This window comes from Rossellomorea vietnamensis NBRC 101237, from assembly GCF_001591825.1.
GTDB classification, from domain to species: Bacteria; Bacillota; Bacilli; order Bacillales; family Bacillaceae_B; genus Rossellomorea; species Rossellomorea vietnamensis.
Window position 1 is genome coordinate 101,208 of the sequence record NZ_BCVQ01000005.1, and the last position, 18,966, is coordinate 120,173.

The 18,966-nt window shown below is 34.9% G+C and carries 20 protein-coding genes and 1 pseudogene; all 21 read right to left on the minus strand.

What is annotated here, in order from left to right; translation table 11 throughout:
- Positions 1-69: 69 nt before the first annotated feature.
- Positions 70-597, minus strand: coding sequence for a GNAT family N-acetyltransferase (locus BVI01S_RS04575; protein WP_034756689.1), 528 nt, complete (start codon positions 595-597; stop codon positions 70-72).
- A gap of 115 nt (positions 598-712) precedes the next feature.
- The gene (locus BVI01S_RS04580; RefSeq protein ID WP_061809415.1) at positions 713-1,450 is read right to left on the minus strand and encodes a class I SAM-dependent DNA methyltransferase; all 738 of its coding nucleotides are present in this window, start codon (positions 1,448-1,450) and stop codon (positions 713-715) included.
- A gap of 663 nt (positions 1,451-2,113) precedes the next feature.
- Entirely contained in the window at positions 2,114-2,467 is a 354-nt protein-coding gene (locus tag BVI01S_RS04585) for a Na(+)/H(+) antiporter subunit C (protein ID WP_061809416.1), read from the minus strand.
- Positions 2,468-3,871: 1,404 nt separating this feature from the next.
- Positions 3,872-4,957: a DUF4179 domain-containing protein gene (locus BVI01S_RS04595; protein WP_061809418.1), complete on the minus strand. Its 1,086-nt coding sequence runs from the start codon at positions 4,955-4,957 to the stop codon at positions 3,872-3,874.
- Positions 4,942-5,499: a sigma-70 family RNA polymerase sigma factor gene (locus BVI01S_RS04600; RefSeq protein WP_061809419.1), complete on the minus strand. Its 558-nt coding sequence runs from the start codon at positions 5,497-5,499 to the stop codon at positions 4,942-4,944. Before BVI01S_RS04600 ends, BVI01S_RS04595 begins: the two co-directional genes overlap by 16 nt.
- Positions 5,500-5,761: 262 nt before the next feature.
- Positions 5,762-6,922 (minus strand): FtsW/RodA/SpoVE family cell cycle protein, encoded by a 1,161-nt coding sequence (locus tag BVI01S_RS04605; protein ID WP_061809420.1) that lies wholly within the window; start codon positions 6,920-6,922, stop codon positions 5,762-5,764.
- A gap of 492 nt (positions 6,923-7,414) precedes the next feature.
- The gene (locus tag BVI01S_RS04610; RefSeq protein WP_061809421.1) at positions 7,415-7,687 is read right to left on the minus strand and encodes a hypothetical protein; all 273 of its coding nucleotides are present in this window, start codon (positions 7,685-7,687) and stop codon (positions 7,415-7,417) included.
- 118 nt (positions 7,688-7,805) lie between these two features.
- Positions 7,806-8,159: a Na(+)/H(+) antiporter subunit C gene (locus tag BVI01S_RS04615; RefSeq protein ID WP_061809422.1), complete on the minus strand. Its 354-nt coding sequence runs from the start codon at positions 8,157-8,159 to the stop codon at positions 7,806-7,808.
- A 49-nt stretch (positions 8,160-8,208) separates the two neighbouring features.
- A complete protein-coding gene (locus BVI01S_RS04620) occupies positions 8,209-8,715 on the minus strand; it encodes a hypothetical protein (RefSeq protein ID WP_061809423.1) in 507 nt (168 codons plus the stop codon).
- Between the two features lie 114 nt (positions 8,716-8,829).
- Complete coding sequence (locus BVI01S_RS04625) at positions 8,830-10,062, minus strand: M1 family metallopeptidase (RefSeq protein ID WP_167562095.1); 1,233 nt, start codon at positions 10,060-10,062, stop codon at positions 8,830-8,832.
- A 593-nt stretch (positions 10,063-10,655) separates the two neighbouring features.
- Positions 10,656-11,420, minus strand: coding sequence for an IS21-like element helper ATPase IstB (istB, locus tag BVI01S_RS04630; RefSeq protein WP_061809425.1), 765 nt, complete (start codon positions 11,418-11,420; stop codon positions 10,656-10,658).
- On the minus strand, positions 11,417-12,991 hold the full coding sequence (gene istA / locus BVI01S_RS04635) for an IS21 family transposase (protein ID WP_061809426.1): 1,575 nt from the start codon (positions 12,989-12,991) through the stop codon (positions 11,417-11,419). Before istA ends, istB begins: the two co-directional genes overlap by 4 nt.
- 134 nt (positions 12,992-13,125) lie before the next feature.
- Positions 13,126-13,287 (minus strand): annotated as a pseudogene (gene lepB, locus BVI01S_RS23070) (signal peptidase I); the annotation flags it as partial.
- A gap of 136 nt (positions 13,288-13,423) precedes the next feature.
- Positions 13,424-15,256 carry a hypothetical protein gene (locus tag BVI01S_RS04645; RefSeq protein WP_061809428.1) on the minus strand — a complete coding sequence of 611 codons (1,833 nt, stop codon included), beginning with the start codon at positions 15,254-15,256 and terminating at the stop codon, positions 13,424-13,426.
- A 337-nt stretch (positions 15,257-15,593) separates the two neighbouring features.
- A complete protein-coding gene (locus tag BVI01S_RS04650; RefSeq protein ID WP_061809429.1) occupies positions 15,594-15,833 on the minus strand; it encodes a hypothetical protein in 240 nt (79 codons plus the stop codon).
- A 42-nt stretch (positions 15,834-15,875) separates the two neighbouring features.
- Positions 15,876-16,103 carry a DUF3935 domain-containing protein gene (locus BVI01S_RS23245; protein ID WP_061809430.1) on the minus strand — a complete coding sequence of 76 codons (228 nt, stop codon included), beginning with the start codon at positions 16,101-16,103 and terminating at the stop codon, positions 15,876-15,878.
- 70 nt (positions 16,104-16,173) lie between these two features.
- Positions 16,174-16,659, minus strand: coding sequence for an NUDIX hydrolase (locus tag BVI01S_RS04660; protein WP_061809431.1), 486 nt, complete (start codon positions 16,657-16,659; stop codon positions 16,174-16,176).
- 79 nt (positions 16,660-16,738) lie between these two features.
- On the minus strand, positions 16,739-17,236 hold the full coding sequence (locus BVI01S_RS04665) for a hypothetical protein (RefSeq protein ID WP_061809432.1): 498 nt from the start codon (positions 17,234-17,236) through the stop codon (positions 16,739-16,741).
- A gap of 277 nt (positions 17,237-17,513) precedes the next feature.
- Positions 17,514-18,080 (minus strand): DUF2812 domain-containing protein, encoded by a 567-nt coding sequence (locus BVI01S_RS04670; RefSeq protein ID WP_061809433.1) that lies wholly within the window; start codon positions 18,078-18,080, stop codon positions 17,514-17,516.
- On the minus strand, positions 18,067-18,384 hold the full coding sequence (locus BVI01S_RS04675; RefSeq protein WP_061809434.1) for a PadR family transcriptional regulator: 318 nt from the start codon (positions 18,382-18,384) through the stop codon (positions 18,067-18,069). Before BVI01S_RS04675 ends, BVI01S_RS04670 begins: the two co-directional genes overlap by 14 nt.
- Before the next feature lie 139 nt (positions 18,385-18,523).
- Positions 18,524-18,895, minus strand: coding sequence for a VOC family protein (locus tag BVI01S_RS04680; protein WP_061809486.1), 372 nt, complete (start codon positions 18,893-18,895; stop codon positions 18,524-18,526).
- Between the last annotated feature and the right edge of the window lie 71 nt (positions 18,896-18,966).

An 18,966-nucleotide genomic window follows, 5' to 3' on the forward strand; every position in this document is an offset into this window, starting at 1 on the left:
AACAAAAAAGAAGCTCATCCTGTTCAGGATAAACCTCCTTTAGCTGAGGACTCGAAGACATGATAGATCTCAGTTTTCTAAATCTGAAACTAGCATTCCATATACAATGCTGTCTGTCCATTCACCCTTACTCCAGAAATCCTGTGTGAAATGAGCTTCCTTCCTCATCCCTATTCGCTCACACAACTTTTGTGATGCCGAATTCCGTGCATCAAGGGTGGCTTGAATCCTATGTACTTCAAATTCTTCAAATAATTTTCTTACTAAATGACTAACTGCTTCTGTCGCATATCCCTTACCTGAAGTTTCAGCAGAAAAACTGTACCCAATTTCAACCGTATCCTTCATCCCTGTATACCATACAGATAAATCACCAATGACATTTTTGCGGTTCACCACAGCCAAACTTAAGCCGGTATCTTTAGTGAGAGAACTGTTCTTTAATTTTTTATCAAATGATTCCTGCATGGTTTCACGTGTCCATTTAGTATGTAGTAGGTACTTACACGTCTCATCGTTACTGTATATCTTAAACACATCTTGTAAGTCAAAGCTCTTAAATGGCCTGATTGTTAATCTTTCAGTGGTAAATTCCAAGAAAACCTCTCCTTATAGCTATTTGCCACTTACAATGGGTAGTCCCAAATCTATAAATTACTCAGCTTATTATGTAAAGTTTTATTATTCTTTAAAAATTTTCTTTAAAACTCATTTACTTCACACATAAAAAAGCCAATACGACAGGGATCCTTTGCCTTCTAACAAATTCCTCGTCGCTACTAAAATGTTCACGTTTTGGTGTCCCCTCACGTAAATCCAACACTGTAAAACCTGCTTGTCTAAGCGCTGAAAAATATTGTTCAATCGTGCGATGATACTTAACTACTACTTTATCAATCCACGGCTCTCTTCTTTCACCATCAAGGAAATAATCATCGACAATCCAATTACCACGTTTATCACCGGTTTGCTTACTCGCAAATGACGAAGTGGTAAGGGGATGCTGGATACTAAACGCAAATCTTCCGCCTTCTCTAAGCGTTTTATTAACATTTTGGAACAGTTGGTTAATGTCTGAAACATAATGGAATGCGAATCGGGATGTTACAAGATCAAATGCATCTTTCGGATAATCATACGTTTCCATGGTTTCATTGTGTATTGTTCCTTTTTGTTTTTGTTCAAGTAAGTTAGACCGAGCAGCTTCCACCATTTGTGCTGAACCTTCTACTCCTGTATAGTTTTTTGCCCCTTGAAGTATGAGTTCTTTTCCGAATGAGGCATCACCACAACCTAAATCTAAGATGCTTTTATTTTGAATCTCTCCAATTAATTCATAAATAAGTGGCCCTTCAATCGCATTATTTGGACTATCCTGTCTATTTCTTCTTTTCATGAAATTTGAAAAAAAATCCGATTGATCGTAAACGCTGGCTCCTCTGAATTCCATCGTAACATCTCCCAATCTACTACTTTTATTTATTTATTGTAAAAATTTTACTATGTATTGTCGCTCAATTCATCCCACGATACACAAATTAATGTATTTTAACACGAAATCCCATGTAGTCACAAGAGTTAAATTCCTAATTTTCAAAAAAATACATCTAAAAGAACCATGTGGACGGGTCCCGTAGCATTAAGACGCCGGTAAAAGTGAAATAAGTTTGTTATTGTTGAGATATCTATATGCGAAGATTATCAGCTAGGTCTTTAGTAAAACCCCCCTTAATTGAAGAAGGGCAATCGACGGTGATCAATTAGCTTATCTTCCGTTATTGCCCCCGTTAACTTAATAATATCTATATAACCCAAGTAAGAAGAATTGAGATAATAACACTTTGAATGAGTAAAATTGAATATCCTTTTTTCTTGCCTGCTTTACCCTTTGATAAGTATGTATTTACTATAAAGCTGATTATACCTATTACAAGGAAAGTAAAAATAAATGTTAATACAAATTCGTAAGCCATTGCTCCTTCTCCTTTTTTGTTGACTTTTAAGAGTAAAATATAATAATTACCTTAAACTGGTTGTTTAACTATCCTGCTCTATAATCAATAAAGAATATGTGATGGCCAACACCCAATGTTGCGAAAAAACAGTACTATTTTCACTTCAGACGATCCACGTTTTCACTCATTCTCTCCATATTATCGGTTTCGAGTTCCTGATAAGCTCTGTATGCTAAAACTAAGAAAAATGCAGTTACTCCAAAACTAATTACAATTGCTGTTAAAATTAATGCCTGAGGGAGAGGATCTATATATCCTTTAGCAGAATGTTCACCCAGTAGGGGAGGTGCTTCTTCTCCCTTTGGTAATCCTCCCATTGTTATAAGCAAAAGGTGAACCGCGTGACTTAGAAGCCCTGTGCCGATAATAATTCTAAGTAGACTTTTAGAAAGTATTAAATATACCGCACACATCATAATTATTCCGATTACTATGGACATTAATATTTCCACTCAAAATCCCCCTGTTCTTCTGTTATCCTGTCCTTTATTAGAACAAAGGGCGACTACTTGTTCAGCAATCGCCCCTGTTACTTGAATATAGATATTAGTGTGATACTGGATTAATCGCAAGATAAATAGCCATAAATATGCTAAAACAACCTAACAGAAAGAGAGTTGTAAGGACGACCTTTCTACCTATTTGTCCAGTGAAGTAGATATTCACTAAAAGATAATAGATAAAAGCACTTCCAACAATACAGTACAAAAATTGTTTGGTGTCCTCGGTGGAAGGGAGTGGAGTTGTTATATTAGTTAATGCTGTCCCAGCAAATATGAATAGTCCTAATATGTTTAGTAACCTTCTCATACTCACATCTTTTTTGGTATGAGAAGGTTGAAAATTAGTTTCCAAAGTGACACTCCCATTTTAAATACTTTACTAACTATACGTATTTATCGAACAAAAGTTTCAATTATTTATGTATTTATTCAACAATTATACCTTTTAATGGAATAAACCTCTCCTTTACTAGGACAAGTTAACCTGGATTTGACGTTTTAAAATATCAATCAGAAAACTCTGTAAAACGTTGCGGTTAGCTTCGAAAGAAGTTGAGGTAGTGGGACACCGCGATCAATGAAGAATATCTCACAAATAATAAGAATTAAAAAACCAATCAAGGTAGATACCCCAAAAACCACTGTCCATGTTTTGCTATCTCCAGCTAAATTTACATTTTTATTATTCTTCTTTCTGTATAAACTTTGCGCCATTCGTAGCCGTTGATTTTTATCTTGTTTGTCGGAATTATAATCTATATTCCCTTCTTTCAACAAACAACATATTGGTGAATACAAGAACTCAAATACTTTTCTATCCTATCGTCACTTCAATAGACCATCTAATAAAAATTTATGGTTGATTTCACAACCCTGCTCATAAACATAACTGACAAATAATTTCTCCCATTTTCTAGATAACTCCTAGTGTATCTCTTTTAAATAGTAACGCCCTCTAACCAGACACCCAAGAATCATTTTGAAAGCAAGAACTACACCAATTTCCTCTAATGGAATAATGATAATGAGATACCCTAGAAAGCTTGCTGCTATTATCAAGAATAATAAAAACAACGAAATAACCTCGAAAATACTTATAAAGAAACTGCCATCAACCTAATACCAATTATTTCAAAAAACTTAAACTTACTAAATATAAAATTAATCTTCTTGGTGAGGGTGCTATATTTCTAGGGTGATTTAGAAGCATTTTAAGTATGCTGTGTTTTAGGTTGAATATAAACCATTTAAAAAGCTCAGAATGTCCTCTGAGCTTTTCAATGCAATCCTGTACCCTTTCTAAATAAACAGTCAAGTATAATGCCATATAAATGGCTGTGGTTCTGTTACACACTATTTATAAGTTTTACTATATAATTTATCGTGTTTCTTATCTCTGATAATAATGATATAAGGTATCTTCTCCAAACCCACTTCTTTTCTTTTAATTTCCGTCACCTTATGTGCATATTCCTCAATGACAGCTGCCTGATCTTTACCTTCCTTTCCTTTCCTCAGTGATGTTTTAATGATGATTTGCAAAGGTTGGGGATGGAAAGAATAAGCAAATCCTCTTACTTCGGTAAAGTTCTTGTTGGTTTCATTCATGATTGAATCGAATATTGGATACCAATCGCTTTCTGTCTTTTTAATTTGTGGTACTCGATCAACCGCTACTTTGTATTGCAAGTCGCTCTCTTCGTCTAAAGTTCTCTGGATATTTTCCTCCAAATGAGTTTTAATCTTCTCGAATTTATCTTTTGACTCAGCAATAGTAATCGTAAATATCTTTTTACCTCTACTTATACTGATTCCTTCTGACTCATATCCGTTCTGTTTTAATTTCTCTAAAGCAATATTAAAGAATTCTTCTTCCATTTCCATTCTTTCTTTCTCTTTATTAGATATAGGGACCCTATTTAACTTCCCAACTTTTACTTCTAAGTTGTATTTGATAATATCATGTTTCTGTGCATATTTTTCAACAGTATTCCGGACTTCTTTTTCATGTTGATCCTTTACTCGTTTATCATCTACTAAAACTAACATGAAAGGTGGATCACTTGGGAATTTTTGCTTCATGCTCACATCGATAATCCCTGTATCTTCTTTTACCAATTCTTTATACAAATCATGATAAAATCCTTGTACATCTTTCTTTCTTTCTTCAGTATCGTTCATACTTTTGTATATTTGATCAATGTAGGGGATTTGTGACAATACTTTGGCCATTGTAGGAGAGACTAAACCTGACCCTAGAAACAGTCCGATTACAATAATGGCCGCACCGGCAAGATAACTAATTTTCTTATTAATAGAAAAAGTGGGCTTACTGTTTTCCTCCAATCGGTTAAAGACTCCCTCTTTTATTCGATTAGACGTTTCCTTATCATAAACACTCTCATATCTAGCCTTTATATCTTTTAATTGTTTATCCATGAAGGAGACACTCCTTTCTCAAGAAGGATTTTTCTCAATGCTTCCCTACCCCGGACTAATCTTGTTTTGACTGTATTAGGGTTAATTTCTAATGCTTCGGCTATTTCATTAATTCTCAGATCATGAAAATAGTGTAAGATTATGGCTTCTCTGTACTTCACAGGCAACGTCAATACAGACTCAAGAAGTAAGCCATTTTCATCCCTTTTTAAAACCGCTTCCTCTGAACTCCCACTGCGCTGCAGATTTTCAAAGAACCATTTCGGGTACTTTAATACGTTGAAACTCTTTCTTTTTAACATATCTTTCGACGTGTTGACCGTAATTCTATAGATCCAGGATTTCAAAGAAGCCTCTCCCCTGAAACCATCAATTGATCTATAACACTTTATAAATACTTCTTGTGATATGTCCTCAGCCAGCGATTTTTCCTTCACAAAAGAATAGGCCAGCAAAAAAACATCCTTCTCGTATTTATTCATCAATTCTTCAAGCATTATTTTTTTATTCGTATTATTCCATTGGCTTATTTTCTTCTCCAACTATTTGCACCTGCCTTCCACTATTAAGACTTAGTAGGTGTTGTTATGGTTTCACTTATTAATTTATTTTCATAAAAAAAGTATTGAAGTTTAAAATATAAACTTCAATACTACTTAACCACAAAGTGGGTCTTATTTTGATTTCATCTTCAAATAACTTCCCCTATAATGGAATTAGGCTTGTTATTTAGTTGGAATAATTCCTACTATACAACATTCCATAAGTATTATTATATTTAATTCAACACAGTAAATCCTTCATTTAATCATTATTACCAAACATATAAACATTCGTTGTTGCGGATATATTATTAATAATACTCAAAGCTAATATAGTACCTAATACAGAACTCCCTCCATAACTTAACATAGGTAGAGGTATTCCGGTTATCGGTACCAACCCAATGACCATCCCAACATTTTCAAATATATGAAAAGTTAGCATCGAAATGACTCCCGCACCGATTAGGATTTCGTAATCTCCTTTATTTTTCAAAGCAATAGTTATTATTTTATAAATTAAAATAAAGTATAAGCATAGAACAAAGGATGAACCCAGAAATCCGAATTCCTCTCCTATTACAGTAAATATAAAGTCTGAATGAGCTTCAGGAACTGCCACCTCTCCATCATAAAAACCTTTTCCCATAATCGTCCCAGAACCAGCAGCTAAAATCGATAATCTCAGTTGATACCCTATGCCCTGCCCATTTCCAAACGGATCCAACCAAGAATAAATTCGATCAAGTTGATACTGATCTAAAAACATCAATAATAAATCTGGTCTATAAATAAAAATGAAAACTAATAAAGCAATAATAGTAATCCCTATAAAAGTAAATAAAAAGAGTATATGTTTATTTATCCCCGAAATAAATAACATTCCAATCATAATACTCATCATAACCATCCCCGTTCCCGCGTCGGGTTGTTCTAAAATGAATGCCAATGGGATAAGTGTAAAAGAAAATACTTTGAAAATTAAGAATGAATCGGAGGATAGGGTCTTTTCTACGTGTTTATCATTATGTGTTTGGATAACATGTGCTAAAAAGAGTATTAAAAAAACTTTCATAAATTCTGAGGGTTGTAAGGATCCGAAGCCAGGAATCGAAAACCACGCTTTGGTTCCTTTTATAATGGGTGCAATACTAGCAGGAGCTACCATTAAAATGGCAAGCAACAAGACACCAAAGCCAAACAAATAGGGAGACAACCTCCTTATTTGCTCAAAATCAAAATAGTAAACAATCGATGTAATGATCATTCCACCAATAAACCATATAGACTGCTTTAAAGCAAAATTCTGATCATAGGGTAGAAACTTTTGAGAACTATAGATTGATACGCAGCTTATTGCCATAAAAACAAAAACGATAAATATTAAGTCTAAATCAAATTTCTTGAATTTACTAGTTTCCATAAAAGCTCCTGCCTTTTTGTGAATATAAATTTAGCTATACAAAGAAAAAGGTGGAGTCACCTTCCTGGTTCTCCATCTTTTCCATAATTGTTATTTACCTTTTTGAGAACTTATAAAGAAAAGAATAGCTAGAGCAAAATTAATAATACCAATTGCCAAAAAGTAATAATAAAAAATTCACCTTCAATTGTTGGAGAATGCTAGTTAATGTTCTAAATATTTCAAAATAATTTCCTCCTCATTATTTAGACGAAGCATTCAGAGATTTGGTTTCAAGTCATTCCTAAATTATTTACTTTAGAAGAGCAAAAAAATAGCAGGAGATAATCTAGTGAGTCTTCTCTTATTGCCCTCGTTAATTGAGAAAAACGCGGTTAGGTATTCATATTCTTTATATTTTTCCCCATTCTCATTGACCACAGAAAATCCTGTTCTATTCCAATCATAATATAGTAGTTTTTTCGTCCGTCTATGTACTTTTTTCTTCAACAGTTATCTTTGTGCTGTTATTGGAAACATCTGATTCTTTAAATTCCAGAGTCTGGTTACTTGTACCTGTTGACACAACCACCATTTTCTGACCTCTGATATAGTAAAGACTCTAAACTCTTGAAATTCTGTGTGTTCATTTTGTAATTGCTCTACATAGTTCTTTACACTTCCCACTTCATCAAATCTATCTTTCTCCAACACCCACGTATTACTACCGCAGGCACTTAGAAAAGCTACCATTATAACAAATATTACAAGGTGAATTTTCTTCACATTAATCCCCTCTATTTATAAAAATACATATTACCTTGTGCCACACTCCTTCCCTTTAATGCAATAAAGAAAAAGCGGAAGACCAGCAGCTTAATTTTACGTGAAAACAGGGGTTTATTTACGCCCAATGATCCACATGTTCTCTCATACTCTCCACATCATCCGTTCCAAGCTCCTGATAAACTCTGTACGCTAACACTAAGAAAAATGCAGTTACTCCAAAACTGATTACAATCGCAGTTAAAATCAACGCCTGAGGGAGATGAACTATATGTCCCTTAGCAGAATGTTCACCCAGTAGGGGAGGTGCTTCTTCTCCCTTTGGTAAACCTCCCATTGTTATAAGCAAAAGGTGAACACCGTGACTGAGAAGTCCTGTGCCAATAATTATTCTAAGCAGACTTATAGATAGTATTAAATAGACCGCACACATAATAATAATTCCTATTATTAGGGACATTAATATCTCCATCCAAAATCCCGCTGTTCTTTTGTTAATATGCCCTTTAAAGGAACAACACTTATTTTACTGAAGTCAATGAATCAGCCATCATTTTAAGGTCTTCAATAGTAATTTCGGTATCCTTGAACATTACTGCCAATTCTTGGACATCTCCATCATTGTCAGCCCATTGTAAGACTTTTAATTCCTCTTCATCTTTTTTCAGAATTGCTAATTCCCCATTATTTAACTTGATGGATTCATAACTTTTTGATGAATCAACTTTGTCATTATAATATGTGGTGAAACTAAGATTTATCTTATTACTTAGTTCACGCTCAACAGGTTCATATACTACTGATGTATAAACAATATTCTTTACTTCAGGCGTAGTCGAAAATCTAAAAAACTCGACATCAAAAGGAAACTTCGTTGGTACTTTTATCTTAACTTGAATATCTTTAGGCAAATTGCTGAGTTCTTGGTGGAATGATTGAGGATACTCTTTTATTGGTAATTCATATGCACTTTGATTGGAACAAGCCCCAATTATTAAAACAAATAATACGATGCAAATTTTCTTCATATTATCCTCCTCTCAAATTGATTATATGGTGAAATTCTTTTTCAATTAACCTGCCCTTTAATTGAGCAAAGGGTGCCACTTGTTCAGTGACACTCAAAAAGGAACAAAAAAAGTTTATTCTTCATTCAAATCCAGCCATCCTTCAAAATCTTTATTATTCTCTAAGTTAAAATAATGGTTAGTAAACCTTACAAACTCGTTGGTGTTAATTTCTTTGAATTTGTACTCCTTAACGTATGTTTTGAGGAAGTTCTTTGCCGCTTCTCCTCCTCCATACTTCTTAAACAGCATTCCAAGTCCCAAAGACGCTTTTCCATAAATATAAGAACTTTGATTACCGCTTGGGTATTGGTTTATAGGAAGGTTAACGGGGAGACTAAGTTCTTCTCTAAATTGATCCCCAAAATCAAAAGTAACGGCTTCCTCTTCATCATCAACGTAATACAAAAGCGAGGCAATCTCTGCTAGACCCTCATCAAGCCAAGCATCGTTATAGGGGTCATTGCTAACCATCCCATAGAACCACTGATGTGCTACCTCGTGAACAACCATACGTCTTAATGCGGCTGAGTCTAGTGGTTTAGAGTTATAAATAGAACCCACAGTTACTACATTTGGGTACTCCATCCCAAGCCCACCAAGTATTACATCGAACTCCTTAGCAGAATAAGATCCGAATTCTTTTTGAAAATAGTCCAGAGCTTTTACCGCAGTTTCTAGCACTTCATTTACTTGATCAACTCTTTCTTTATCACTGAATACACGTACATTCACATTATTTATAGTCGTTGTCTTTTCAAAAACCAAGGTATCTTTTAATAAAGCAAGGAAAATCTCTTTTTCATTTTTTACTTTGATTTTTGTCCCTTGGTTATTAAGTAAGTCATCTTCTTCACTTGATGAAACTATGGTATAAGAAGGTGGGACTTCTACATCCAATTGAAAATCACTAAAGGAAGTATGATAGGTTTCACCTCTTGATTGATACTCTTGTTTATTCCACCCGTTACGATATGTTGGTACCATAGGATACCATTGTGCCAGGTGAAGGCTCTCTCCGACTTTTGTAAATCTTAATCCCTCTGATGGCAATGTAAAATCATAGTTTATTTGAACCTTGACATTGTGGTTCGGAGACAGTTGTGTTTTTAAAGGGAGGGTTAGGGTGTCTTTTTCTAAGGAGTAATTTGAAGTTGTTCCATTTAACTTGATATCTTTAATATTTACAGATGCCGGATGATCTAACGAGGGTGAACTTTCTTCTGTGAATATATTCGGAATGAAATATAAAACAAGCTTATCCCATTTTTCTTCAGAAATATTGGTAATATCAATTTTTGCTTCCACACTAACCTTTTCATCTTTATTCATCTTTAACGAAAGATTATAGGAGCTCTTACTTCCTGGTAATACCTCTTTAGCAACAAAAGGTTGTTCTTTATTATTGCTCGATATAGTTGAGTCTCACTGGAAAATCAAACAAAATGCGATCACACATACTGAAATAGAAAGTATTACAAGGAAAGACCTATTCTTCAAATCATAACCCCCATATGATATGCAGTCTATTCTTTCAACAAATAAATGAATACGATTAAAAATTTTTTTATACTCTTACACAACGAAAATTCTATACCTAAAATAAGCTCCCTATTGTGTAATAGGACTACAAGTTTGAATATCCTTCAGTTTCCTTTACAGTCTATTCTTATTCAAATAAGGTACTACTTATGAACTGTCCTATTTTATTCACTTCTTCCGTAAACCTCCCCAATAATTGAAAAAGGGCAATAGCTGGATCCATTACCTGATCTTCAGTTATTGCCCCCTATAATGTGAAATAACACTAATTTTCAATTATCCTAATATCTTTAATTGGATAAAAAACAATACTTGTAGTTCCTTGTGACCGTCAAGTAGAATGATACAATTTTTGCTGACTAATTTGAGACACTTTGTTCACCAAAAATCGTTTTTCGATGTTTCATTCTCCAACTATCATCATTTAAATGAACTATTTCCACTCGATGTAAGATCCGGTCCAGTATAGCTGTCGTGATGGCTTGGTCGCCCAATAGCTCACCCCATTCTTTAGGACCTTTATTAGATGTAAGTATAATCGAGGATTGATTATAAAGGTTGTTAATGAGATGGAAGAACATATTAGCTTCCTGTTTATCCATTGCCATAAACATCAAATCATCAATGATGACCAAATCTGCCTCTCTAATTCGCTTCATCCTTGTTTTGGATTTCCTCGTTATTTCTTCTGTCTTTAATGCCTGAATTAGATCTCCCATAGTGGTAAAGATCACTTTATATCCCTGGTTTAAAGCTTCAATTCCAAGACCTATCGAAAGATGGGTCTTACCGACACCTGGCGGTCCTAGAAAAATTATATTATATAGCTGTTCAATCCAAGTTAAGTCTTTTAACTGGTTTAACTTCTTACTGCTCAAAGACTTTTGCTCTTTCACGTTATACTCATCCACTGTTCTATGGAAGGGAAACGTTGCCCACTTAAATCGCCTTTCCAGCTGCTTTTCATCTCTTCGTTTTTGTTCATAGGTTGCTACATCTAGTAGAAACTGAGTAAAGGACAAATCCCTTTTCTCAGCTTCTCTTATTAACTCTGGCAATCGATCAGCTGTTTCAGCTAACCGAAGGGATCTAAATATTTCTTGGACCTCCTGAAGCTGATTCAACTTTGATCACCTTCTTCCAATAAGGCAGTATAGGCATCGACATTTCTCTTTTGTGCTTCTGTTTCTATAATCCAACCCGATATACTATTTAATGGTGAAACAGTCTCAGCTTTGTCGTTTGTTGTATCATGAACTTGTCGTTGTCGCTTGAGGTATAAAATGATATCGCTGAAATCTGTTGCACTATATAAGTTTCTCTTAATACATTCCGAGAGGGCGGTTGTTAGAAGCTGCTCGTTATTTTGTTTTGTTTCTTTTAGTATCATTTGTAATTGATCACGAATATACCGTGGGTACTTCTCACGAAGTTTATCCAAGTAATCGTAGGCCGTTTCAGTCTCTTCGAATTGGTTTGCCACAGAATCAATGAATGCATCGATTCCTTTTGTGCGATCTCTTGTATGCTTTCTATCTTTAATTAATTGTCCTTTACCATCTGGAATTTGATGCTTGGCCAGGAGTTCTCCTGTATCAGAGATATAGATTAATAGTTCTCTGTCTTTAGTTTCTTTTATTGAGACCGTTTCATGCTTATGAAAAGTTCCAAGTGGAAGGGAGTACCTATTGGATAAATACCGTATGGTATTGTCCTTATGGACGCTTCTTGTTATACTGTTTTCATGATTGTTTAGGAAATTCATGTTTCCTGTGACTGGTCTTAAGTGTTGCTTTTCCAAGGAGAACACTTCGACCGGTCTTTTTTTTGTTGTGTTATGGATTTTTCTATTACCTGTACGATTTAACCATTCCCACCCTTGTTCATTCCAGGAATCAATATGATTGAATACTCTATACTTGGCGAAATTGTACTTAATAAATCCTACAACGTTTTCTATTTTCCCTTTGCTTTCCGGATCGGCTTTTCGACAAACCCGGAGGTTTAATTTTCGAGTTAATTTATAGTGCTGGAATTCTTTCGTTAAAATGAGATCTCCACCATTCTCACTCACTACAATTAAGCTATCCTGATCATACACGAGTTCTCCTGGAATCCCACTAAACCACTGAAAGGCATTTTCATGAGCCTGAATGACATCTTGTGTTGTAAATGGGCGATCTAACCACTCTTTATATTTGTATCTCGAGTTAGATAGCACAAAGGCAATAAAGTTCAGCTTCACTTCTTTATTATCAGACGTTTTTTGCTTGGTGTGTCCAAAGTCAACTTGGACCTGTTCCCCCATGGGTGAATCAGGAATTGCTTCATAATCCCTTGGTGAAGATTCCTTAGCTATTTTATATTCAACTCTTAGCTCCCTTACGTAAGCACGGACTGTACTTTCACCCACTTCAAGTTGTTCCTTATACCTTTCCATCAACCAATCTTCTACTTGTGCTGCTGAAAGATCAGGATGTTCCCTTAACCACTTCAAGATTAACTCTTTATAAGGATCCAACTTTTTCTTTCTTGTTTGTAACGATTCAACCCATTCTGCCATCTCCGAAGGAGATCTCTTAAGGTGACGATATACAGTCGCCCTGGACACCCCCAGCTTATCTGCTACTTTAGTTTTACTGAATCCTTTCTTGAGTAACTGTTGAATTTCCATATACATTTCCCACTTATCCACCTTTTCTTAGCCCTCCAATGATTTAAGAATCAAACCATCATCATACAATGGAGGGGCTATATATTTTACTGGTATATTAGGGTAAATAAGTGTTTCATCTTATCTAGCAAAAACTGTCTACTTTAGTTTAGCAGTCACATTCCTACAACCTCATCTATGGGGATTGCTCCTATTAGTCTGCTATCTGTACTATTTCTTCTGTTATCCCCCATAACAAATAAATGACCTTCTGGTACAGTAGCTTGCCCTACAACAGTATCCTCTAATTTAAAGGGTTTCGTTATGTCACCATCAATCCATTCCAGAGTTTCATTTTTCTTTTCAACCATTTTTTCATCCCCTCACTTTAGATATTCAAGTTCATCCACATTGGCTTTTCCGTTAAACTGGCCTTTAGTTGAAGAAAGGACCTTTGTTGGAAGGGGCAAATCACTAGGTAATTAATATTATCTGTGCACCAAACCCCCAAATGTCTTCTTTAATTATTTTGCTCGATAAATATTCAGGCAATAGAGGGACAAATCTATCCTCTAATTGTCTAGCTGCTACATTTGCTCTTTTTTGTTTTTTGCCAATATTCTTTGCTTCAATAACCCTTAAAAATCCCTCACTGTGATTCGGTGTGAAAATTAGACCATCCAACTCACAAATAGACTTTTTATCTTGATTAATAAATCTTAATGAGCCCAAGTAGACAATTATTAGTCCTCTGTAAGACGTAGACTCTAAACTTTTTTTTACAGCTTCTAGTTCGTGTATGGCATCTTTGTCATTCGGGTTTACCTTCCGATAGTTTTTAATATATTTATCAATTTTCTTCATAGTTTTCAGACTGCCATTTTCAATTATGAAAGGTGAGTTACCTTTATAATAATCATACTCACAGAAATAATCTTCAACTAATAGATTTCGGAATAGATATGTAAATATTTTTTTAAAAATGACTTCTTGTAGTTGCCCATTACTTACAGATTCGTATGAGTATTTACTGTATTCGTTATAATCATTCAAGGCTACTCGGATAACCTTGAAACACTTCTTAATAAGTTTGGTATCAGAAATATTCCTACTTATAGAATAAACAGTTCTATATTTTGAGAAACTTGGAGAAAAGCTAAATGCTACGAAACAATCTTTTCCTAGTTTGCCACTGACCTCTAACTCTCTCTGAAATACATCTTTTGGAAAATATTCTCTTTCTCTTAAGAAGTATGTTATACTTAAGTTTTTCTCTTGGTTCCAAGGAATATCACCATCAGCTATCTTGAACTCTTCATAAAAAGGAGATTTTTCTTCATCAGAAATTAGCATACCAATTTTTGTAATACCCCCATATTCTGCATCTTCCTCAAGGAGCTTCTCTAATTTTGAATTAATATCCATACTTCTGTAGGTACCCATCAATAGAGCATTGTTTTCTAAATAAAGTGTATCCTCTAGTAAATCAGTAACCTTTTCAAAAGCTCCCATAAGTCCAGAACTATATTTACTTAACTCATCTACAAACAATTTTTCATTGAATAACACATTTTGGAGACTAATAGAAATAGGAATGTGAGAATAGTGACTATCTAAAACTACATAAGAAACTTTTCTAATCTTATTGTAGAGATCCATCCACTTATCGCTTTGTTCCGATAATATTTTATCTATTATCCCCTCACAAATAAGTCTATAATCACTTAACTTTTCTGATCTTGATAAAATAAACAATGTATTGATCCACTGTACTTTATGGGAATTAGCACTTGATAATAACTGATTTAATAAGTATTTCCCCTCCCCTATCAACCCTTTTTTAAAGGAATTTCTTAATTCAAACTTGTTAGTATTCAGATAATGAAACCAAACTTTATTACTTGAAAAAGTATCTTTAAAATGTCCCATATTTCCATATAGGACTATTAACTCTAATATTTCTGCCCCAGTTATTTTTTCCTTGTTGGATAATTGATTAATGTTCCACAAAGAGAAATTAAATTTTGAACCCAAACCCCATTCACTGTTATTTTTCACGAAATTAATCAACATAAATTGTAATAACACATACTCATATCGAGTATAATGCGCTCCATTATGGATGAATTTAATTGCTCCCAATTGATTAATTTCTTTTAATCTTGATTCGATCTGGAGTTTATTATCACTATATAGTCGGCTTACAAAAGGATAAATAACTGGAGTTACTACTCCAATTCCGTTGATATTATACTCTAAATTTATACTATTCTTCTTAATATAAATCTCCTCTTTCGATTTTTCCAATTAAATCCATAATTATATAGTAATTATTTCAAATTTTCTAACATAAATCAATGTTACTATTCAATTAAATGGCCCTTTAATGGAATAAACATCCTTAGTTACGAGCTCAGTCCAAATACTTTGGTAAATCGCCTAACTAACTTAAAAATCCCACAAAAAAATCGAGTCAAATTTAATTTCAGACTCGGTTTCTTATATTTTCAATGATGTAGTGAACCTTTTTTGATGATATTCTCTTTTTTCTCTTTCACACATTTACTGAAATACACCGGTCCAAAGGGGCAGAGAAATGGGGGGTGAAGAATTTCAATCTGGTTATGTGGGTTCATGATATCTGTCAGACAATAAGGTTGAAAGCTTCTGCCATCTTCTTCAAAAACCCAGGCAATGATCCACTACTATCAATATAGAACAACTCAGTAATAATAAGTATACAAAGTGCCAGCAAGACAAAGATAATCAGAACCGCTGACCAGAATTTACTTTCTTTATATTTAATATTTCTATGCTTCTTTTTTCTATATAAACTCTGCGCAATTCGAAGCCGCTGATTTTTATCCTGCTTGGCGGAGTTCATAGTATCATTCCCCTCCCGTCAACGCTTAGAAAATTACTATTTTCAAGCTTTCTTTTTCATTCTAGAAATCAATTTATGAGAGCCCAATACATAAAGAAACATAATAATGAAAGGATTTATCGTTGGAAAAACATCTACCCCATCCTCTTTTACATTTACAACGTACAAGGATGAGATGTCGTAGTATTCTGCAAAGGAAGCCAGCAAGATAAAGCCAACATAGAATCCAATAAACGATAAGAGGTATAATAAGATTATTTTGAAGCTCAAATTATAAACACTTCCACTTGTGTATGTAAGATCATTTAATGGTCCTCCCGATCATTTTTTATAAAACCCCTCACTTCAAAACTTCCCACTCTTCAAAAACCTCTGCGCTCAACCCCAACTCATTGGTTTTCAACCACTCAAAAGCTTTCATCACTAAAGGGGATGCGTTTTCCGGAGTTACCTCATGTTCAGATACCCACACAGCTCCCAATGAATCTTGCCCTTTAAACTGTTCTGGAATGCCTATTTCCCCACCGATCTTTCTCACAGAATAATAGACGGCAATATGATGAACATTGGTAAAATCTCTCCACACTGAGGGGAATTTGAAATCACAAACCCCGATTTGTTCCTCAATTTCAATCTCTATACCTGTTTCTTCTATAAACTCTCTCCTCATCGCTTCAGCTAAACTCTCACCTTCTTCCAAACTACCTCCAGGTAAGTCAAACCGATTAATATATGGGCCCGCACCTTTATGTATAACTAAGAGTTTTCCATCTTCTATATAGATGCCATATACACCAAAAGCTCTATGATACTTTTTATCAGACATACTTATTTGTCCTCCCCAAGAAGTGTTGCTTCTCCCATATCCATTGATACCCTATGTCTGTGGCAGGGTTCTCTTCCTTCTATGGTTCAACTATCGAACCATCAGGCTTTCCGATCACAAACTTCTTGATAGGGTAGGAGGATATCACTTCACCATCTAATTCAGTAACGGATACCTTTAGATCCTTTTGAGTTATCATGTTTTCTAATTCATTTTTAGCAACTTCTTTAGTCAGTGATAAAGTAACTCCAGTGCAAATGGATTTCCCATCAGGTGGTAGACTTGAAATGTCTTCCTTACTTCCTTTAAGCAAATTTCGACTATCAATCGAAATGGTAGAGTCCTTTTCCACTATAGACTTTAACTCACCGATTACTTCGAATGTCACTAAAAATAGTTCATTTGATTGTTCTGCGTTTTGATTTTCTAAGCAAACCCTAGGTGCTAATACATTTTGACTATCAGAATAAGCTACATACGTTTCCTTTTTGAGGATCGTTATCCGTTCTTTCCCCTCCATGTCATTACTACAACCGAATAATAAAAGAATAAATAAAACACACACTACCTTCTTCAAGTCATCCCTCTTGTCTACGTTTTATTTTCACTCATTTCTTCGTAAACCAGGCTGATTTCCTCATATTGTAACAACCGTGTTTTGGCTTGAACTAACCTTTATAGTCATCATCTGCACGCTCGTTTACCATCCCATTAAGAAAGACAATGTACAATGAGTGACGGAGAAGATAAACGGAAATTATGTAACTTACTACCAATTATTCCAAAATCGAGAAGTTTACTCAAGGAAAACTTCAACAAAAAGGGCTTATCCTCCCCGGATAAGCCCTTTCCACCTATTGTTCTTTCAACACTGTATACTTCCGATAAGCCTTATAATAACTCCCTGCCAATAAAACCACCATAAAAGCAGGAAACAGTTTCAATAGGGCAAATGGCGTTTCAAAGAGAAACGCTTTCCAAAACAAATCATTTTCCATATTCCAAAGGCCTTCATGATATATTTGTGGATCCCTGTAGTAGCCAAAAGAATAGATGAGAAATATCATGCCAAACCAAAAGGAATAGCCCATGATCCGTTTATAATAATGTCTCCTGGACTCCCGGTCAGAAAAGATTTCATCCTGGTCATCGCTTTCTTTCTGCCAATACCGTATTCCACTCAGCCAGTACCCCTTCAGGTAGCTCCAACCGAAATCTTCATAGATCCCTCTGTATTCCTCCAACTTTTTCTTGGATAGATAATCCTGATAGTCCAGGCGCATCACATAGCTCTTATCGGTTTTTTCAAAGGTGTATACTCCCAGTCCACTGATGTTCGTGCACTGATAGCCTTTTTGCAATTGTTCATTCAGCCAACGTTCTTCTTTTTCAATACTGATGAACCATTTAAACTTCTTCAATCGCTTCACTTCCTTCATACAAGGATACAATGTGCAGGAGCCTTTCTTGCTCCATTTTCAAAATGGCGCTTCCTTCTGAAGTGATACTATAAATCTTTCTCCTGCCTGAATGTCCAACAGGTTCGATCCAACCGTGTTTATTCAGGTTCTCAATCGCACCGTATAATGTACCGGCAGCTAACACAACGGTCCCATTACTCATTTCTTCAATCTTCTGCATAGCCGCATATCCGTGAAGTGGCTCACGGAGAGCTAATAAAATATAATGCATCGTTTCAGACAATGGCAATAATTTATGTTTCATGTTCTCACCCTTTTATTCAGTTCAACTATATAGTTCAGCTTACTAACAAGATAATACAGTTCAACTGAATAGTCAACCATATTTTTGAAATTCCATTAAAAAAAGCCAATTTCCGGTACATTCGGAAATCGGCTTGATATTACCAGTGGGCTTGCAGCTTATTGCCATCTGGATCGTAAAAATGGAAAAAAGCATGACCACTATCTTCTTTTATCTCATCGACCTTCACCCCGTGATCCGTTAAGTGTTGATGAAATTCACCCAGCCTAGGACTTGTAAAACCAATGCTAAATTCCTGTTCCTGGTTCACTGTAAAATGGGCAAAGGTTTCATCTTCCGTTGGGATGAGGATCAGCAAGAACGGTCCTTCATTTACCTTGATGGCGGCCAGTTCCTCGTTAACGTTTAATAGCTCTAGACCCAACATATCTCTGTACCAATGTGCTGACTGCTCAACATTCTTGACTGGAATTCTAATATAATGCACTTGTTCAATGAATGAATTATTCAAATCCTTCTCTCCTTTATACTGGTCTATCAAGTAGTTCGCTTTCTGTATTCCCTCCTCCTCTAATTTTCTAT